Source organism: Pseudomonadales bacterium (genome assembly GCA_024234615.1).
Lineage (GTDB): Bacteria > Pseudomonadota > Gammaproteobacteria > Pseudomonadales > IMCC2047 > JAJFKB01.
Genome location: JACKNY010000003.1, coordinates 458467 through 473692, shown reverse-complemented (window position 1 = coordinate 473692; position 15226 = coordinate 458467). Strand labels below are relative to the sequence as shown.

15 protein-coding genes are annotated in these 15226 nt (G+C 47.2%); 9 read left to right on the top strand and 6 right to left on the bottom strand.

Features of this window, described 5'->3' with window-relative positions:
- Window positions 1-56: 56 nt before the first annotated feature.
- Both H6995_14975 and H6995_14970 read left to right on the top strand, forming a co-directional pair.
- Window positions 57-1004, top strand: a complete 948-nt coding sequence (locus H6995_14975) for an ABC transporter substrate-binding protein (protein ID MCP5216302.1) — start codon at window positions 57-59, stop codon at window positions 1002-1004.
- Window positions 1005-1006: 2 nt separating this feature from the next.
- The gene (locus tag H6995_14970; protein ID MCP5216301.1) at window positions 1007-5515 is read left to right on the top strand and encodes an EAL domain-containing protein; all 4509 of its coding nucleotides are present in this window, start codon (window positions 1007-1009) and stop codon (window positions 5513-5515) included.
- 26 nt (window positions 5516-5541) lie between these two features.
- Here H6995_14970 and H6995_14965 read toward each other — a convergent pair whose 3' ends face one another.
- A complete protein-coding gene (locus tag H6995_14965; protein ID MCP5216300.1) occupies window positions 5542-6480 on the bottom strand; it encodes a LysR family transcriptional regulator in 939 nt (312 codons plus the stop codon).
- 384 nt (window positions 6481-6864) lie between these two features.
- Between H6995_14965 and mutM the strand changes: the two genes are divergently transcribed.
- Window positions 6865-7680 carry a bifunctional DNA-formamidopyrimidine glycosylase/DNA-(apurinic or apyrimidinic site) lyase gene (gene mutM / locus H6995_14960; protein MCP5216299.1) on the top strand — a complete coding sequence of 272 codons (816 nt, stop codon included), beginning with the start codon at window positions 6865-6867 and terminating at the stop codon, window positions 7678-7680.
- Here mutM and H6995_14955 read toward each other — a convergent pair.
- From H6995_14955 to H6995_14940, 4 genes are all read right to left on the bottom strand, one after another.
- Entirely contained in the window at window positions 7677-7928 is a 252-nt protein-coding gene (locus H6995_14955; GenBank protein MCP5216298.1) for a YfhL family 4Fe-4S dicluster ferredoxin, read from the bottom strand. The two genes, mutM and H6995_14955, sit on opposite strands and share 4 nt — an antisense overlap.
- 8 nt (window positions 7929-7936) lie before the next feature.
- Window positions 7937-8416, bottom strand: coding sequence for a pantetheine-phosphate adenylyltransferase (coaD, locus tag H6995_14950; GenBank protein ID MCP5216297.1), 480 nt, complete (start codon window positions 8414-8416; stop codon window positions 7937-7939).
- A 105-nt stretch (window positions 8417-8521) separates the two neighbouring features.
- Window positions 8522-9121: a 16S rRNA (guanine(966)-N(2))-methyltransferase RsmD gene (gene rsmD / locus H6995_14945; GenBank protein ID MCP5216296.1), complete on the bottom strand. Its 600-nt coding sequence runs from the start codon at window positions 9119-9121 to the stop codon at window positions 8522-8524.
- The gene (locus tag H6995_14940; protein MCP5216295.1) at window positions 9121-9279 is read right to left on the bottom strand and encodes a hypothetical protein; all 159 of its coding nucleotides are present in this window, start codon (window positions 9277-9279) and stop codon (window positions 9121-9123) included. Before H6995_14940 ends, rsmD begins: the two co-directional genes overlap by 1 nt.
- 140 nt (window positions 9280-9419) lie before the next feature.
- Between H6995_14940 and ftsY the strand changes: the two genes are divergently transcribed.
- The 6 genes from ftsY to trmB all read left to right on the top strand — a co-directional run bounded on the left by ftsY (window position 9420) and on the right by trmB (window position 14507).
- Complete coding sequence (ftsY, locus tag H6995_14935; protein ID MCP5216294.1) at window positions 9420-10589, top strand: signal recognition particle-docking protein FtsY; 1170 nt, start codon at window positions 9420-9422, stop codon at window positions 10587-10589.
- Between the two features lie 80 nt (window positions 10590-10669).
- Window positions 10670-11332, top strand: a complete 663-nt coding sequence (gene ftsE, locus H6995_14930; GenBank protein ID MCP5216293.1) for a cell division ATP-binding protein FtsE — start codon at window positions 10670-10672, stop codon at window positions 11330-11332.
- 1 nt (window position 11333) lies between these two features.
- Window positions 11334-12368: a cell division protein FtsX gene (gene ftsX / locus H6995_14925; GenBank protein MCP5216292.1), complete on the top strand. Its 1035-nt coding sequence runs from the start codon at window positions 11334-11336 to the stop codon at window positions 12366-12368.
- A gap of 129 nt (window positions 12369-12497) precedes the next feature.
- Window positions 12498-13352: an RNA polymerase sigma factor RpoH gene (rpoH, locus tag H6995_14920; protein MCP5216291.1), complete on the top strand. Its 855-nt coding sequence runs from the start codon at window positions 12498-12500 to the stop codon at window positions 13350-13352.
- Window positions 13353-13431: 79 nt separating this feature from the next.
- A complete protein-coding gene (locus tag H6995_14915; GenBank protein MCP5216290.1) occupies window positions 13432-13806 on the top strand; it encodes a DUF423 domain-containing protein in 375 nt (124 codons plus the stop codon).
- The gene (trmB, locus tag H6995_14910) at window positions 13806-14507 is read left to right on the top strand and encodes a tRNA (guanosine(46)-N7)-methyltransferase TrmB (protein ID MCP5216289.1); all 702 of its coding nucleotides are present in this window, start codon (window positions 13806-13808) and stop codon (window positions 14505-14507) included. Before H6995_14915 ends, trmB begins: the two co-directional genes overlap by 1 nt.
- On the opposite strand, the gene H6995_14905 is transcribed toward trmB, so the two are convergent.
- Window positions 14499-15218 carry an HAD family hydrolase gene (locus tag H6995_14905; protein MCP5216288.1) on the bottom strand — a complete coding sequence of 240 codons (720 nt, stop codon included), beginning with the start codon at window positions 15216-15218 and terminating at the stop codon, window positions 14499-14501. The genes trmB and H6995_14905 overlap by 9 nt on opposite strands.
- Window positions 15219-15226 lie beyond the last annotated feature (8 nt).

Here is a 15226-nt window from a genome sequence, read left to right as displayed (position 1 = left end):
GCCTAGGGCGACAAGAGAATACGGGTCATTGATTTCACATCAAGGAAGACGCTGCTGTGTTAGAAAGCAAAAATAAAAACCCAATTTACTTGAAAGCGCTATTACTGGCGTTTTGTTTTAGCGTGTTGGGTGCGTTGGCGGAAGGCTCACCCATCGCAGTGTTATACCCTGATGTTCGAGAGCCATACAGTGGCATATTTCGCGATATAGTTGGAGGGGTTGAACGTCAAGCGGAGGCGAAGGTAACGACTTTTTCTTTAAAAAAAGGCGATAGTCTGGATACGGTTCGTGACTGGCTCAACGCCAATAATCCGAAGGCAGTGATCCTGTTAGGCAATCGAGGCAAATATCTTGCCGAACATTTAGGCAGTCAATATGCGACGGTAGCCGGTGCTGTTATTCTATCGAATGAAAATATAACTCGTGGGTTGGCTGGTATATCTTTGGCGCCAGCCCCGAATCGATTATTTGCCAAGCTAAAAGAAATGGCCCCAAAGGTCAGACGTGTGTCAGTTATCTACCATGCGGATACGAATGGCTGGCTGATTGAACTAGCAAAAGTGGCTGCAGAGAACAATAATTTAAATTTGGTGGCGCTGCCCGCACAGGATGTTCGTGATGCGGCGGCGCTCTATCGGGAAGTGTTGGAAGGCCAGGATAATGGCAGTGATGCGATTTGGTTATTGCAGGGTGATCCGACTTTGGACGAAAGAAGCCTGCTGCCAACTATTCTCAATCAAGCTTGGAGTAAAAATTCGGTTGTATTTTCCAGTAACCCTTCTCATGTGAAGCGCGGAGCTCTTTTTTCCCTGTACCCTGACAACTTCAATATGGGTAAAAGCTTAGCACTTAAAGCTGAGCAAATGGCGACAGGTCAGAAAGTAGGTGCTGAGCCGCTTCAGGATTTATTAATGGCGGTCAATGTGAGAACGGCAGAACACCTCAATCTCAAGATCAGCAGGTCAAATGAGCAAGAATTTGATCTAGTATTTCCGAGCCGCTAGCGATGAAAATTTTCCCGAAAATTTCAATCAGTAAAATGGGTTTTAGGCAGCTCCTGGTTGCAACCTTTACCATTGGTATACTTTTACTGGCGCTCGCTTCTACCTTTGTTATGACGTATCTCTTAGGGCGTTCAGCGGAGTCGCGGGTGACCGGCGAGGGCTTGAATTTGGTAGAAACCCTGGCAGATAGAAGCCGGGTTGCGTTGCTTTATCACAGCGATATTGATGCGAAGTATGCTGCCGATGCGATGCTGGCATTCCCGGAGGTTCTGGCGGTTGGCATCTATGATGATAGGAAGCGCGCACTTTATACGACAGGCAGCGAAATTATAGAAGTGACTAACGGCTGGTTCTGGCCTGAAACTGTTGGGCTTGACTCGAAGATGGATAAGGCGTGGCATTTTGCGGCACCCGTTTATGCCGGTACTCAAGAGGAAGAAGGTTCACCCTTTTTGACGGAAGAAATTGAGCCGGAACTTATCGGTTATGTCCGGCTGTTTATGGGAAAAGAGGGCCTCAATAAAACCCAAACCGAGATTTTTAAATCGAATTTAGCGGTATCTTTTGCGCTAGCGGCGGTGTTGTTGTTCATTCTCTTGGCCATTACCAATCGAGTAACCAAGCCTATTAGCAACTTAGCGCGGATAATGAAGCAAGCTAAGGGTGGCAAGAAGGATATTCGGACGGGTATTAAAGGCACGAGTGAAATGATAGAAATGCAAACTGCCTTCAATACTATGATGGATGTGCTGGATGCCCGCGAAAATGACCTGCGTGCGGCGCGCGATCTTGCCCTTGATGCAGCGCGTATAAAAGGAGAGTTCGCTGCCAATGTAAGCCATGAACTGCGGACACCGTTAAATGGTGTGCTCGGAATGCTGGAGTTGTTGAATGATATGGGCTTGAGCGATAAACAATCCGAGTATGTGGAAATTGCCAGTGGTTCAGCCGAAGCCTTACTGTCTCTCATCGATAATATTCTTGATTTCTCTAAAATTGATTCCGGCAAATTGGAGTTGGATAGCACTGAATTTATTTTGGCGGATTTACTGGAAGAAATTGTGTTGCTGCTCAGCATTCAGGCGCAGCAGAATGATATCGATCTTGCATTTATCATTGCTCCAGAGGTGCCTGCGTGCCTCAAAGGTGATAGTGGCCGTATCAGACAAGTACTGATTAACTTGGTGGGTAACGCCCTCAAGTTTACCGAGCGCGGAGAGGTGGGTATAGAGGTTAAATTAATTCGACAAGATGAAAATGAAGTGAGCCTGCGCTTCGAGGTGGTTGATACTGGCATTGGTATGTCGCAGGAGGTTCAACAAAAAATATTTGAAGCCTTTTCCCAGGCCGATGGCTCTACCACCAGAAAATATGGTGGGACAGGGTTGGGACTGGCAATTTCAAGACAGCTAGTCCATTTGATGGGCGGCGAAATTGGTGTTACCAGTGAGCAGAGTAAAGGCAGTACCTTCTGGTTTGAATTGAGCATAGGCTACGGAGCGCAAGCAGAGGCTGTTCCGCAGTTACAAATTGGAAATAGTAGCTTTAGGGTGCTCTTAGTCGATGATAGTGAGCTCAATAGACGCTACATCAGTCAGACCCTGCAAGCGCTGGATATAACTTTTGACTGTGAAAAGAACGGCGCACTGGCGTTAGAAAAACTACGTGCTGCAGCGGCTGAAGAAAAACCCTATCAGGTCGTGTTAGTGGATGAAGTGATGCCCGGCATGAAGGGGACTGATTTAGCACGAATGATCGTTAATGATCCGAGAATCATTAAAGCTAAAGTTATCATGATGGTGAGTCGCGCTAATCCGACTTATGCGGATACACACCGATTAAATATTTCAGGGTTTCTGACGAAACCTGTACAACGGCGCGAGTTGATTTCCAGTTTGAGAAGCCTGTTGTCGATTTCCGGTGAACAACAGCATATCAAAGTGCATGAAACCAAGCTGTCAGAGAATAGTGTTGCCTCGTTTGGTGGTCGCCGTATCCTGGTAGTGGAAGATAATCGAGCAAATCAGCAGGTTGCTATGGGGATGCTGGAACGCCTTGGTTGTTCGGTCAAGATGGCAAATCATGGCAAAGAAGCGTTGGAAATGATCGCGCGAGAATCTTTTGATCTCGTACTGATGGATTGTCATATGCCGGAAATGGATGGTTATGAGACAACGGCACAAATTAGACAATTGGAAGCGGGCTTATCACAAATAACTATTGTGGCGATGACGGCGAACGTGCAGCAGGGCGAAAGTGAGAAGTGCATTGCCGTTGGTATGAACGACTATCTGGCAAAACCCTTAAAGATAAATCTTCTGAGGGCTATGTTGGAAAAATGGTTAACAGTTACCGAATATGCTGCTTCTGATGAGCCGAACAGCCAGCAAGAGCAAAATCGAGCTGCCTTAGAGGGTATCATTGATCACCAGGTTTTTGCACAGCTGGCGGAGCAGATTGGCGATGCGTTACCGACCCTAATCAGCGTCTTTATTGACGATTTGCCATCCTATATTCGATCTCTCAAGGATGCGATGTCGGTACAGGATGCAAGCTCTGTGGCTGATATTGCCCATAGCATTAAGGGCAGCGCGAGTAATTTTGGGGCGAAAAGGCTAATTGCTGTGTGCTCCGAACTGGAGGCGCTGGGTCGTACTGGGAAACTGACGACTGGTAAATCATTAATGGCAGATGTCATAAGTGAATGTGGGTTGTTGCGGCAGGCGTTGGAATCAGAGTATGAGGTCAGTAAGTCGGAAGTTCAAACAACTAGTGAGCCGGAACTGATCCTGGATGAAGTGGAAAAGGCCTATCAACGAAAAGTACAAGCACGTGTGCTGATAGTTGATGATGATCGCGGTATGCGGTTTGCCATACGTAAAGTGCTGGAAAATGACGGCTATCGGGTTGATGAAGTACAGAACGGCGAGCAAGCGTTGATGTACTGCGAACGTTTTATGCCGGATTTAGTTTTAATGGACGCCATTATGCCGGAAATGGATGGCTTCAAAGCCTGTTCCGAAATGCAGGCGTTGCCTGGCGGGAAAGATTTGCCAGTGCTGATTCTTACCGCGTTAAATGATGAAATATCCATTGGCCGAGCGTTCGCCGCAGGAGCCACCGACTATATTTCCAAACCGGTAAATTTCGCCGTGCTGCGCAAACGAATTTCGCGCCTGTTGCAGGCCAGTCATGCGGAAAAACACATCCGTAAATTGGCCTATAACGATACCTTAACCGGGCTGCCCAACCGCACATTGTTCACCGAAAAATTGAGTCAGGTGATCGCGCAGAGTACACCTGATAGGATGGTTGCTGTGCTATTCCTTGATCTTGACCGATTTAAATTAATTAACGATACCTTTGGTCATGACGCAGGCGACCTCCTGGTGAAAGTGGTGGCGGAGCGACTGCAAGGTTGTGTGCGGCAAGGCGACGTGGTGTCACGATTCGGCGGTGATGAGTTTACGATCATCCTCGATCGTGTGAAGTCCTTTGCGGTGGTCAAAACAATTGTCTCAAAAATTCACCAAACATTATCGCGTCCTTTTGTGTTTTTAGGTAAAGAAATGCACGTCAGTTCCAGTATCGGTATTTCCATGTACCCGAATGATGGAGATAACATAGGTACACTGCTTAAGAATGCCGATATCGCCATGTATCGCGCCAAGGGTAAGGGTAATTGCTATGAGTTTTATGAGCAGAATATGGAACAGGATGTAGCGCGTCGATTAGGGATTGAAAGTGACTTGCGTGGTGCGATTGAGCGCAATGAAATGCTGGTTTATTACCAACCGCAACAGGATTTGGTAACGAATGAACTGATTGGTATGGAAGCCTTAGTCCGCTGGCAGCATCCCAAACAGGGAATGATGAATCCACTTGAGTTTATTAGTCTGGCAGAAGAAACGGGGCAGATATTAGAGCTGGGTGAGTGGGTAATGAAAACAGCCTGCGTACAATTAAAAACCTGGTTAGACCAAGGGGTTCCGCCCATGCGTGTTGCTGTCAACTTGGCAGCGAGACAGCTTGATAACGGAGATATTGTCGAGCGAGTTGCCGCAACTATTATGGAAACCGGCCTTCCGCCAGAATTGCTAGAACTGGAAATCACGGAAAGCACTATTATGGAAAATGCTGAGAAAGTGATTGTTACTTTAGATCGGCTTAAGACGATGGGCGTTAAGCTCGCGGTTGATGACTTTGGGACGGGCTACTCGTCGCTGAGTTATCTCAAACGATTCCCCATTGATTTGCTGAAAATAGACCGTGCTTTTGTTTCCGACATTACTACTAATAAGGTTGATGCGGACATCGTCACTACGATCATTGCCTTATCGCATAGTTTGAATGTTAAGGTGATAGCCGAAGGCGTTGAAACGGAGGAGCAAAAGGCGTTACTTGCGCGTGAAGGTTGCGATTCTATGCAGGGTTATTTGTTTGGCAGGCCGGTACCGCCAGATGAGTTTGAGCGTCAATTTTTACATAAGAAAATTTCTCAAGCGAGCTAGTTGAAGCGTTGAGAGGCCCTCTGCTACTAAAGCCTTGAGGCTGCGGCCTCAAAAATTTCTATGAGTTGTTGTCGAATCCATTTGTGTAAGGGTGAATTGAGTGTGCGTCGATGCTGAATAAGGCATAGGTCTAAACGCAATTCGTTAAGCTCTGGAATATTGAATGGCTTCGAGACAAAGTGTCCTTTGGTAAGACGAAACTCCGCTAAGTATTTTGGTCCGAGCATTAGCGAGTCGCTCAGGCTCAAAACTTCCATTGCCGTCAAGAGCTGAGTGGTTTCCAGAATAGTCTGTCGATGAATGCCGGCATTTGCGAAAGTTTTTTCGACTTGTAACAGATCGCGGTCGGTGATATTCGGTAGATAGAGAGCGACATGTGGATAACTGATTATATCTTCACGATCTAACACCTTTTTCTTGGCTAAAGGGTGTTTGTCGCGGATCCAACACACTGCTGTGTTCGTGCCTAGAGGGTAGAATTCAAAATCGTTCTTCTGATCTTGTTTTATGTAGATTGAAAAATCTAATGCGCCGGAGGCTAGCAAATCCATATGGCTATCGAGAATATTACGGGTCTGTAGTTTTACGTTCGGGGCATTATCATGGATGCGTTTCAGCAGCATTGGAATTGCACCTATCGCCACCGTTTCTGGTACGGAAATATGGATGAAGCCTTCCGCAAGAGAAGGGTCAAATTCAGGTGTAAAAATGGCTGCTTCCATCATATCCAGCACCTTTGTAAGTGGCTGCTGTAATTGCTCTGCCTTGGGGGTTGGAATTAAGCCGTGAGCTGTTCGAGTAAATAAAGGATCATCAAATAGAATACGCAAGCGCTGTAGCGTCTTGCTCATCGCTGGCTGAGTAATAAAGAGCCGTTCTGCTGAACGTGTGACATTGCGCTCCTCCAGTAGTATCTGTAGCGCAATGAGTAAATTGAGGTCAATTCGGGATAATCGATTTTCCATCGGAACCACCAGATTTTAAATATAACCTGAAAGAATGTTTATTATAAAAACAATACATTTTTATTATTTCATGATAACCACTATATTAACAGCCTAGATTGCTTAACGAATAAGCACTGATGGGCTAGGCGCCCCAACTGGTTAGTCGGCAAAATGCCGTAAAGTTAGAATTTTCCTCTCCCTTTTCAAGCCCGCCCCTGGGTAGTTAGGGAATTTCAAGCCCACCGTCCCCCTGGTGGGCTTTTTTTTTACCCGTAGTTTAATCAGGTTAATGCAGCGTCCTACCAAGAGCCTCCCTGAGCGGTATTTTCTTGATCTGGCAATTGTTTCAAGATAGCTTAAGTAGCCCCATAGCATACGAACAAATGAGGTAGATAGCGTCCAATGCCAGAATTACCTGAAGTGGAAACGACACGCCGTGGTATCGAGCCTTATGTGCTGGGTAGGTCGATAACAGCGGTGGTTGTTAGGCAACCAAAACTACGCTGGCCAATGCCGGATAGACTGGCATCGTTGCTGCAGGGACATTGTATTCGCACTTTAGATCGTCGTGGGAAATATCTGTTGTTTGGCTTGAGTACAGGAACACTGATTGCCCATTTAGGTATGTCCGGTAGTTTAAGACTGGTTACTGAGGATGTTTTGGTTGGTGCACATGATCATCTGGATATCAGGTTTGATTCTGGTCGTGTGCTGCGTTATACGGATCCAAGGCGTTTTGGCGCGATCCTGTGGACTGAACAGGACCCTCTACAGCATAGCCTGTTGCATCCGCTCGGGCCAGAGCCGCTGGAAGCGGAGTTTGATGGTGATTACCTGCATCGACTATCGAGAGGGCGTGGCTTACCAATAAAGTCCTTCATTATGGATAGTCACGTGGTGGTTGGCGTGGGCAATATCTACGCCAATGAAGCACTTTTCCTGGCGGGTATTTATCCCAAGCGGGCAGCAGGAAAGATCAGTTTGTCGCGTTATCGACACCTTGCCGAGGTAATAAAAACTGTGTTGGCGCAGGCTATCGCAGAAGGTGGTACCACATTACGAGATTTTGTGGGCGGTGATGGTAAACCAGGGTATTTTAAGCAGTCATTAAATGTGTATGGCCGAGGTGGTATGGACTGCATAACCTGTCATTCACCATTACGGGAAATTCGACTTGGGCAGCGCACTACGGTTTATTGCACGCAATGCCAGCGCTAAGCATTAGTAGAGAGTTTCTGGTACTTGGCCTTTAGCGCGGCCTTTGACTCCGGGTAGGCAGGATTGAGGGGGATACAATCTACCGGGCAGACTTCTACGCATTGGGGTTCATCATAGTGGCCGATGCATTCTGTACAGCGCTCCGGGTCAATTTCATAGATTTCTGTGCCAGGATAAATGGCATTATTCGGACACTCTGGCTCGCAGACGTCGCAGTTAATGCATTCTGCTGTAATCATTAGCGCCATATTATCGCCTATTTATAATGTTCTTTGAGGGCTTGCTCTACCAGAGGGTGTACAAATTGAGAGACATCGCCATCGAGAGAAGCGATTTCCCTGATAAGGGTTGAGGAAATATATGAGTATTTTTCTGAAGGGGTCATGAAGACGCTCTCCAGTTCCGGGTATTGTGCGCGATTCATATTCGCCAATTGGAATTCGAATTCAAAATCAGAAACGGCACGGAGGCCGCGGATTACGATAGTAGAATTTCGCTGCTTGGCGAAACGTGTAAAAAGAATATTGAAACTACAGACTTCAACATTATCCAAATGCGATAAAACCTTTTGCGCTAATTCGACGCGCGTTTCAAGGGAGAGTAATGGCCCCTTTTTGGTACTGGCGGCGATCGCTACAATAATGTGATCAAAAAGTTTCGCTGCACGCTCTACTAAATCGGTGTGACCGTTAGTGATAGGGTCGAATGTGCCTGGATAAATAGCGGTTTTTGTCATAATTAGGTTCTAATTTTGGCTTTTTTCAAGCGAATTGAGCGATGTTACCTAATTCGTTGGTAATGCTCAAATATAGTGTGGATAAAGGTCATGCTGTGACCCAATTTAGGTATTCGTGCATAAATAGCCAGTGACCTGCCCTGCTTTTATCTGGCGAAAAACACTCCAACTGCTTGGAATAGCTAGCGGCGTAGTAGCCTCAATTTCAATATAAACCATAGCTTTTGGTCGCAATAGGTTTTTCTCTGCGATGGCGGCGCAGCTCAGCTCAACCAAATTCTGGTGGAAGGGGGGATCGATAAAAATAATGTCGTAAGGCTCAACCTGGTTGGTGGATATTCGCGTCAGCCACTCGAGAGTGTTGGCTTGGACGAGCTGCGCGGATTGGCAATTGAGAGTCGCTAAGTGAAGTTGTAATTGAGATATCGCTTTGCTGGCCTGATCAATAAGAGTGGCATGGCTAGCGCCTCTGGAAAGAGCCTCTAGACTGAGTGCGCCGCTGCCAGTAAAAAGGTCAAGACAGCGGGCATCATGAATAATTGGCGTTAGCCAGTTAAAAAGAGTTTCGCGCACCCGGTCGGGGGTAGGCCGCAGACCGGGTAAATCAGGGAACAGGAGTTTGCGCCCCCGCCATTGCCCGCCAATGATACGTAAGCTATTAGGCTTTTTAGAAGAAACGGGTAGAGATCTGGATTTACGTGACATTAAGGGCGATGTGTCCCAGCGGGTTGAGGTAAATGTTCCTGTTGCTCTGATGTCTCCAAGGGCGGCTGGATGCGGGATAGGATAAGAATGGCAGCAGCAGTAACTAACATCAAAATGGTTAAAAAGCGGCGATTAAAGCGAGGTTGTTTGTTTGTCATAATGCCTCTCCCCACAGAGATTGTTTAGTTCATTCCCTGCAGGTGGTAGGATAGCCCATTTTTAATGGGCGCTACAGAACATTAACGTAGCGCCTGAATCATTGTTGACGACAGGTTGGAGATTTTAATTGATCGAGAATATTGAAGCTACAGGGCTGATATTGTTGGCGCTGTTAGTACTATTATGGGTAATTGATGTTGCTGCTAGACGTCAGCGCAAGCGAGTTCCTGGCACCGGGCAGAAACGGTCGATATCCGCCCCTGCTATACCAGATGTTGAGGGAAAGGCCGTTGCAAGCGGCGAAAAAGAGTCAGATCCCGTAAGCACAGTCATTGCGGAAGCGCCATTAAAATTGGCAGAAACGTCTGCATCTGCTCCTTCCGCTGAGTCAGATGAATCTGTTTTAGCGCGGATGAAGCGGGGATTAAAGCGTACTCATGGCAATCTTGTGGACGGATTGGCAAGTCTGGTGCTGGGCCAGAAAACGATCAATGAAGATCTGCTCGAAGAAATTGAGGCGCAGCTATTGCTTGCGGATGTCGGTGTAGAGGCGACAAATCATATTGTGCAGGTTTTAACGGCCTCGCTTAAGCGATCTGATTTGGCTGACTCAGATGCGCTTTATCAGGCATTAAAAAACGAATTACGAGAATTGCTGGCACCCTGCACCGCCCCACTTGATCTGGGCGCAAGGACAGGCCCCTTCGTGGTTCTGATGGTTGGTGTTAATGGTGCTGGAAAAACCACTACAATTGGTAAATTAGCCAAGCGATTTCAAAATGATGGCTTGAAAGTTATGCTCGCGGCAGGTGATACGTTTAGAGCGGCAGCAGTCGAACAATTGGAGGAATGGGGTCGTCGTAATGACGTTCCTGTCGTTGCACAGCACACCGGCGCAGATAGCGCCTCCGTGATCTATGATGCGTTAGAATCAGCGCGTGCGCGTGGTATTGATGTGTTGATTGCGGATACGGCAGGACGTCTGCAAAATAAAGACAACCTGATGGCTGAGCTGAGCAAAATTAAAAGGGTAATGGCTAAGTTGGATGAGCAAGCGCCGCATGAAGTGATGCTCGTGTTGGATGCGGGTACCGGGCAAAATGCCTTGAGTCAGGCGAAACTTTTCAATGAGGCGGTAGGTGTGACTGGCATTACTTTGACTAAACTGGATGGAACTGCGAAGGGCGGCGTCATTTTTGCGGTGGCAAAGCAAATGAGCTTGCCAATTCGCTTCATCGGTGTGGGGGAGAAAATTGATGACCTCAGACCTTTTGATGCGGATCAATTTGTGGCGGCGTTATTTGATTAGATTTGCGCACTGTGCAATGCTTTTGCCAGGTTTAGGTAAAGTAAAGAATCTATTGGTCTCTGGGATGTTGTGACGACTCTATGATTGTCTTTGAAAACGTCAGTAAGCGATACGAAAATGGGTACGACGCACTTAGCCAAGTTAACTTTAACCTGGCGGCGGGAGAAATGGCGTTTCTCACCGGGCACTCCGGGGCCGGTAAAAGTACACTATTGAAGCTGCTGCTATTAATGGATCGCTGCACCCGTGGTCAGGTTTCAGTAGGCGGACAAAATCTGAATAGAATTCGTCGCCGTCAAATTCCCTACTATCGCCGCAAAATTGGGTTAGTGTTTCAAGACCATCAATTATTATTTGATCGTTCGGTTTTCGATAACGTTGCGTTGCCAATGGTAATTGCTGGTGCGCAAAAGCGCGATGTCGGGCGACGCGTGCGCGCTGCTCTGGATAAGGTGGGCTTGTTGAGCAAAGAAAAATTGAACCCTATGGCCTTGTCCGGTGGTGAACAGCAACGGGTGGGTATAGCGCGCGCGGTGGTGAATAAGCCGGATTTGATCTTAGCGGATGAGCCGACGGGTAATCTTGATCCTAAGCTTTCGGCGGAAATCATGCGGTTATTTGAGCTGTTTAATCAGGTAGGCGTTACCGTGCTGGTTGCAACCCACGATCTGGCGCTCATTGCGCGCTTGAATCACCGCATATTGACTCTGCAAAAGGGTCGATTAATCAACGACGGCCGTTGATATGCTTTTTAAAAGAAACCAGGATCGACGCCAGATCCCACAGCAAAAACTCCCCGCGCATCTGGAACGGCGGTTTAATGAAGGGGGTGCGACCCAAAAGGAAATAAGCCTCGGCGACCGTTTTAAGAGCTATCTGGTCAACCATAGGGAAGTGGCCCTGCTCAGCCTAAAACGATTATTGGCTGCGCCAATACCCAGCGCCATGACCTGGGCTGTGATTGCCATCGCCTTAGCCTTACCCGCAGGATTGTTTCTATTCTTACAAAACGTAGAACAACTCAGCGCGGGTTGGGATCGGGCGGTGCAGATTTCGGTTTATTTAAAACAAAATGTTAACGATACCCAGGGGCGTCAGCTGGCTGAGAAATTGAAACAGCGACAAGACGTTAAAGAGGTTAGATATATTTCTGCTGAACAGGCCTTGGATGAGTTTCGCAAACTTTCTGGTTTTGGAGAGGCCTTACTCTACTTAAATGAAAACCCCCTGCCCGCAGTTATCGCGGTTTTCCCGGAGACAGAAGCTAGCTCTTTGGACGTGACTAAAAACTTACTGAAAGAGTTGCAGATATTGCCTGAGGTGGATCAAGCGCAACTGGATTTGGAGTGGGTGGAGCGTCTTTATAGCATCATGCAGTTTGGTCAACGGGCGGTTTTGGCCATTGGCGGATTGCTTGCGTTAGCGGTACTCCTGGTGATCGGTAATACCATTCGACTGGCCATTGAAGCGCGTCGCGCTGAGATTGTGGTAATAAAATTGGTGGGTGGAACCGACGCCTTTGTGCGGCGGCCCTTTCTTTATACGGGAATTTGGTATGGTATGGGTGGTGGGATTTTAGCTTGGCTGCTGATAAATATGGTGTTGTTCTGGTTGCATAAACCTGTATCTGAAATTGTGATCGCTTATGGCAGTCGTTTTCGACTAGAGGGTCTGGATATCCTGCAGATATTGATATTGCTCTGTCTCAGCAGCTTATTGGGTTGGCTGGGAGCTTGGATAGCGGTAGGCCGTCATTTGAGCGATCTTGAGCCAAGATAATTCAGCATTGTTATAAAAAAGTCTCAAAAATAGTATTTATAATCCTGTAAGTAATAAGAGGAACTTTTTAAGGCGCTTGGCACTCTTAGCAATCGGTGTTAGTATTTTCCTCCTTATATTCGGAGCAACTTGATGAACTACTTGCAAACTTTGGGTAATGTCACGCCGGGGCGCAATCTTGGAGCCTATATTACGGCGGTATCCAGTATTTCTGTGCTAACAGTAGAGCAAGAGCGTGAATTGGGTGAACGCCTGTACTATCAGGATGACCTGGACGCGGCGCGCCAACTGATTATGTCGCACCTGCGTTTTGTTGTGCATATTGCCAAAAGCTACTCAGGTTATGGGCTATCTCAAGCCGACCTCATCCAAGAAGGCAATGTTGGTTTGATGAAAGCCGTCAAGCGTTTCAATCCTGAGAAGGGTGTGCGTCTGGTGTCTTTCGCCGTGCATTGGATTAAAGCGGAAATGCATGAGTTTATTCTGCGTAACTGGCGTATCGTCAAGGTTGCTACCACTAAAGCGCAGCGCAAATTATTCTTCAATTTACGTGGCGCGAAGAAAACGCTGGCTTGGCTGACTAACGATGAAGTTGATGCTGTGGCTAAAGATCTTGGTGTTGAACCCAAGGTAGTGCGTGAAATGGAAAGTCGCTTAAGCGCACATGATGCATCCTTCGATATGTCTACAGATGATGACGATGACACCGCCTATCAAGCGCCGGTTAATTTTCTGGAAGACAGATCCTTTGACCCGGTAATGCAGTTGGAAGCGGAAGATTGGGCAGAGGATTCGCACAGGCGTTTAAGCGCAGCAATGGAGCAGCTGGACGAACGGAGTGTCGATATTTTGAATCAGCGCTGGCTATCGGATAATAAGTTAACCTTGCATGACTTGGCAGAGAAATATGAGGTTTCGGCTGAGCGTATTCGTCAGCTGGAAAAAAATGCTATGAAAAAAATTAAAGTGGCGATGGAAGCCTAATAGGCAGATTGAGTAGAAAGCCGCTGGATGCTTAAATCCAGCGGCTTTTTTATTGCAGCGAGATACCCAGAAGATTCAAATGAGTAAACTATTCCTTTTGTTCGGCTCGCTAAGCGCGGGACTTGCCGTTATCTTAGGCGCGTTTGGCGCACATGGCCTGCGTGGCAAACTGCCAGTAAATCTACTCAGTGCATTTGAAACGGGTGTACAGTATCAAATGTACCATGCATTAGCATTAATGATCGTTGGCGTATTAGTGCAAATCTATCCGACCAGCAATCTACTCAAATGGAGTGGTGCGCTTTTTATTCTTGGCTCCCTGCTCTTTAGCGGTAGCCTCTATGGCCTGGTGCTGACGCAGATAAAATTATTTGGCCCCGTTACCCCTCTTGGCGGCGTGGCATTCATTGCTGGATGGCTGCTACTTGCCTATGCGTTGTTTAAATCCGCCTAATGTCTGAACCATCAATGCCAGTGACCAACCGACGCGCTATTCGTAGTTTTGTGTTACGAGCAGGGCGCATGACTCCCAGTCAAAAGGACGCCTACGAGACACTTTGGCCTCAGTTTGGTATTTCAATCAAGCAAGGCAGGCAAGATATAGCGGCTTTGTTTGAGCGCTCGGCACAGACCGTGTTGGAAATTGGATTCGGCATGGGCGATTCATTAGTAGAAATGGCGTATAAGGCTCCAGAGACTAATTTTATTGGCGTTGAAGTGCACCGGCCTGGTGTCGGAAGGTTGTTGCGGTTAGCCTCAGAGCAAAAGTTAAGCAATATCCGTGTCTACGCGGAGGATGCGATTGAGGTGCTTAAGTGCGGCATTCCCGACGCCAGTCTTGATCGTTTACAGCTATTTTTTCCTGACCCCTGGCATAAGAAAAAACACCATAAAAGACGCATCGTACAACCGGAATTTATGCGTTTAGTCACGGCTAAGGTTAAGGCCGGCGGTGTTTTCCATGCCGCAACCGATTGGGCAAACTATGCCGAGCATATGATGCAGGTTCTATCCGAGACGCCGGGTTGGGAAAATCTGGCAGGGGGCGGCCAATTCTCTCCAAAACCAGACTACCGCCCTTCGACTAAATTTGAGGCCCGTGGGGAGCGTTTAGGGCATGCCGTTTGGGATTTACTCTTTAAACGATTAGCCTGATCGATCGGCGTTTTTCGCTATCGCACTAATTGTTCTCGGTAAATCACTCAAGCGATTAATTTCTGCGCTCGCTTTTACACCACCAGGCCATTCTTGATTGTTAATATTGATCCAAACCGTATAAAACCCCAGCTGCTGTGCACCAAAAATATCTTGCTCGGGATGATCTCCAACATGCACGCATTCTGAAGGACTAAATCCAGTATAGTTGAGCGCCGCTTGAAAGAGCTTGGCATCTGGCTTGCTACTCTTGCATTCCTCGGCGGAAAAAGAAAAGTCAAAATATGGGCGTACAGGCAATAGGTTGATATCGGCGTTGCCATTGGTGAGGGCGCCCAATTGGTAGTCCTGATGGAGCCGATCTAGTATTTCAAGGGTATCATCGAATAGGGTGACCTGATGTCGGCCGTGGAGAAAAACTTGAAAGGCGGTCTCGGCATGCTGAAGTGCCTCAGCGTTTGAGTAACCACTCTGTTCGATGGCCGTCGCTAACGCCATTTTGCGTAACTGACTAATTTGATGTCTTAATTCAGGGCGGAGTTCGACAAGCCCAAACATTAATTGTCGTATGCTAGTTATACTATGGTGCTGTTTTATCTTAGGGCAATGCTTAAGGAGGTAACCGAAGGTGTTTTGCTCGGCAACTCGAATGGCATCGTCAACGTGCCAAAGCGTATTATCCAGATCAAATGTAATGGCTTTAATGGACATCGCTTAGC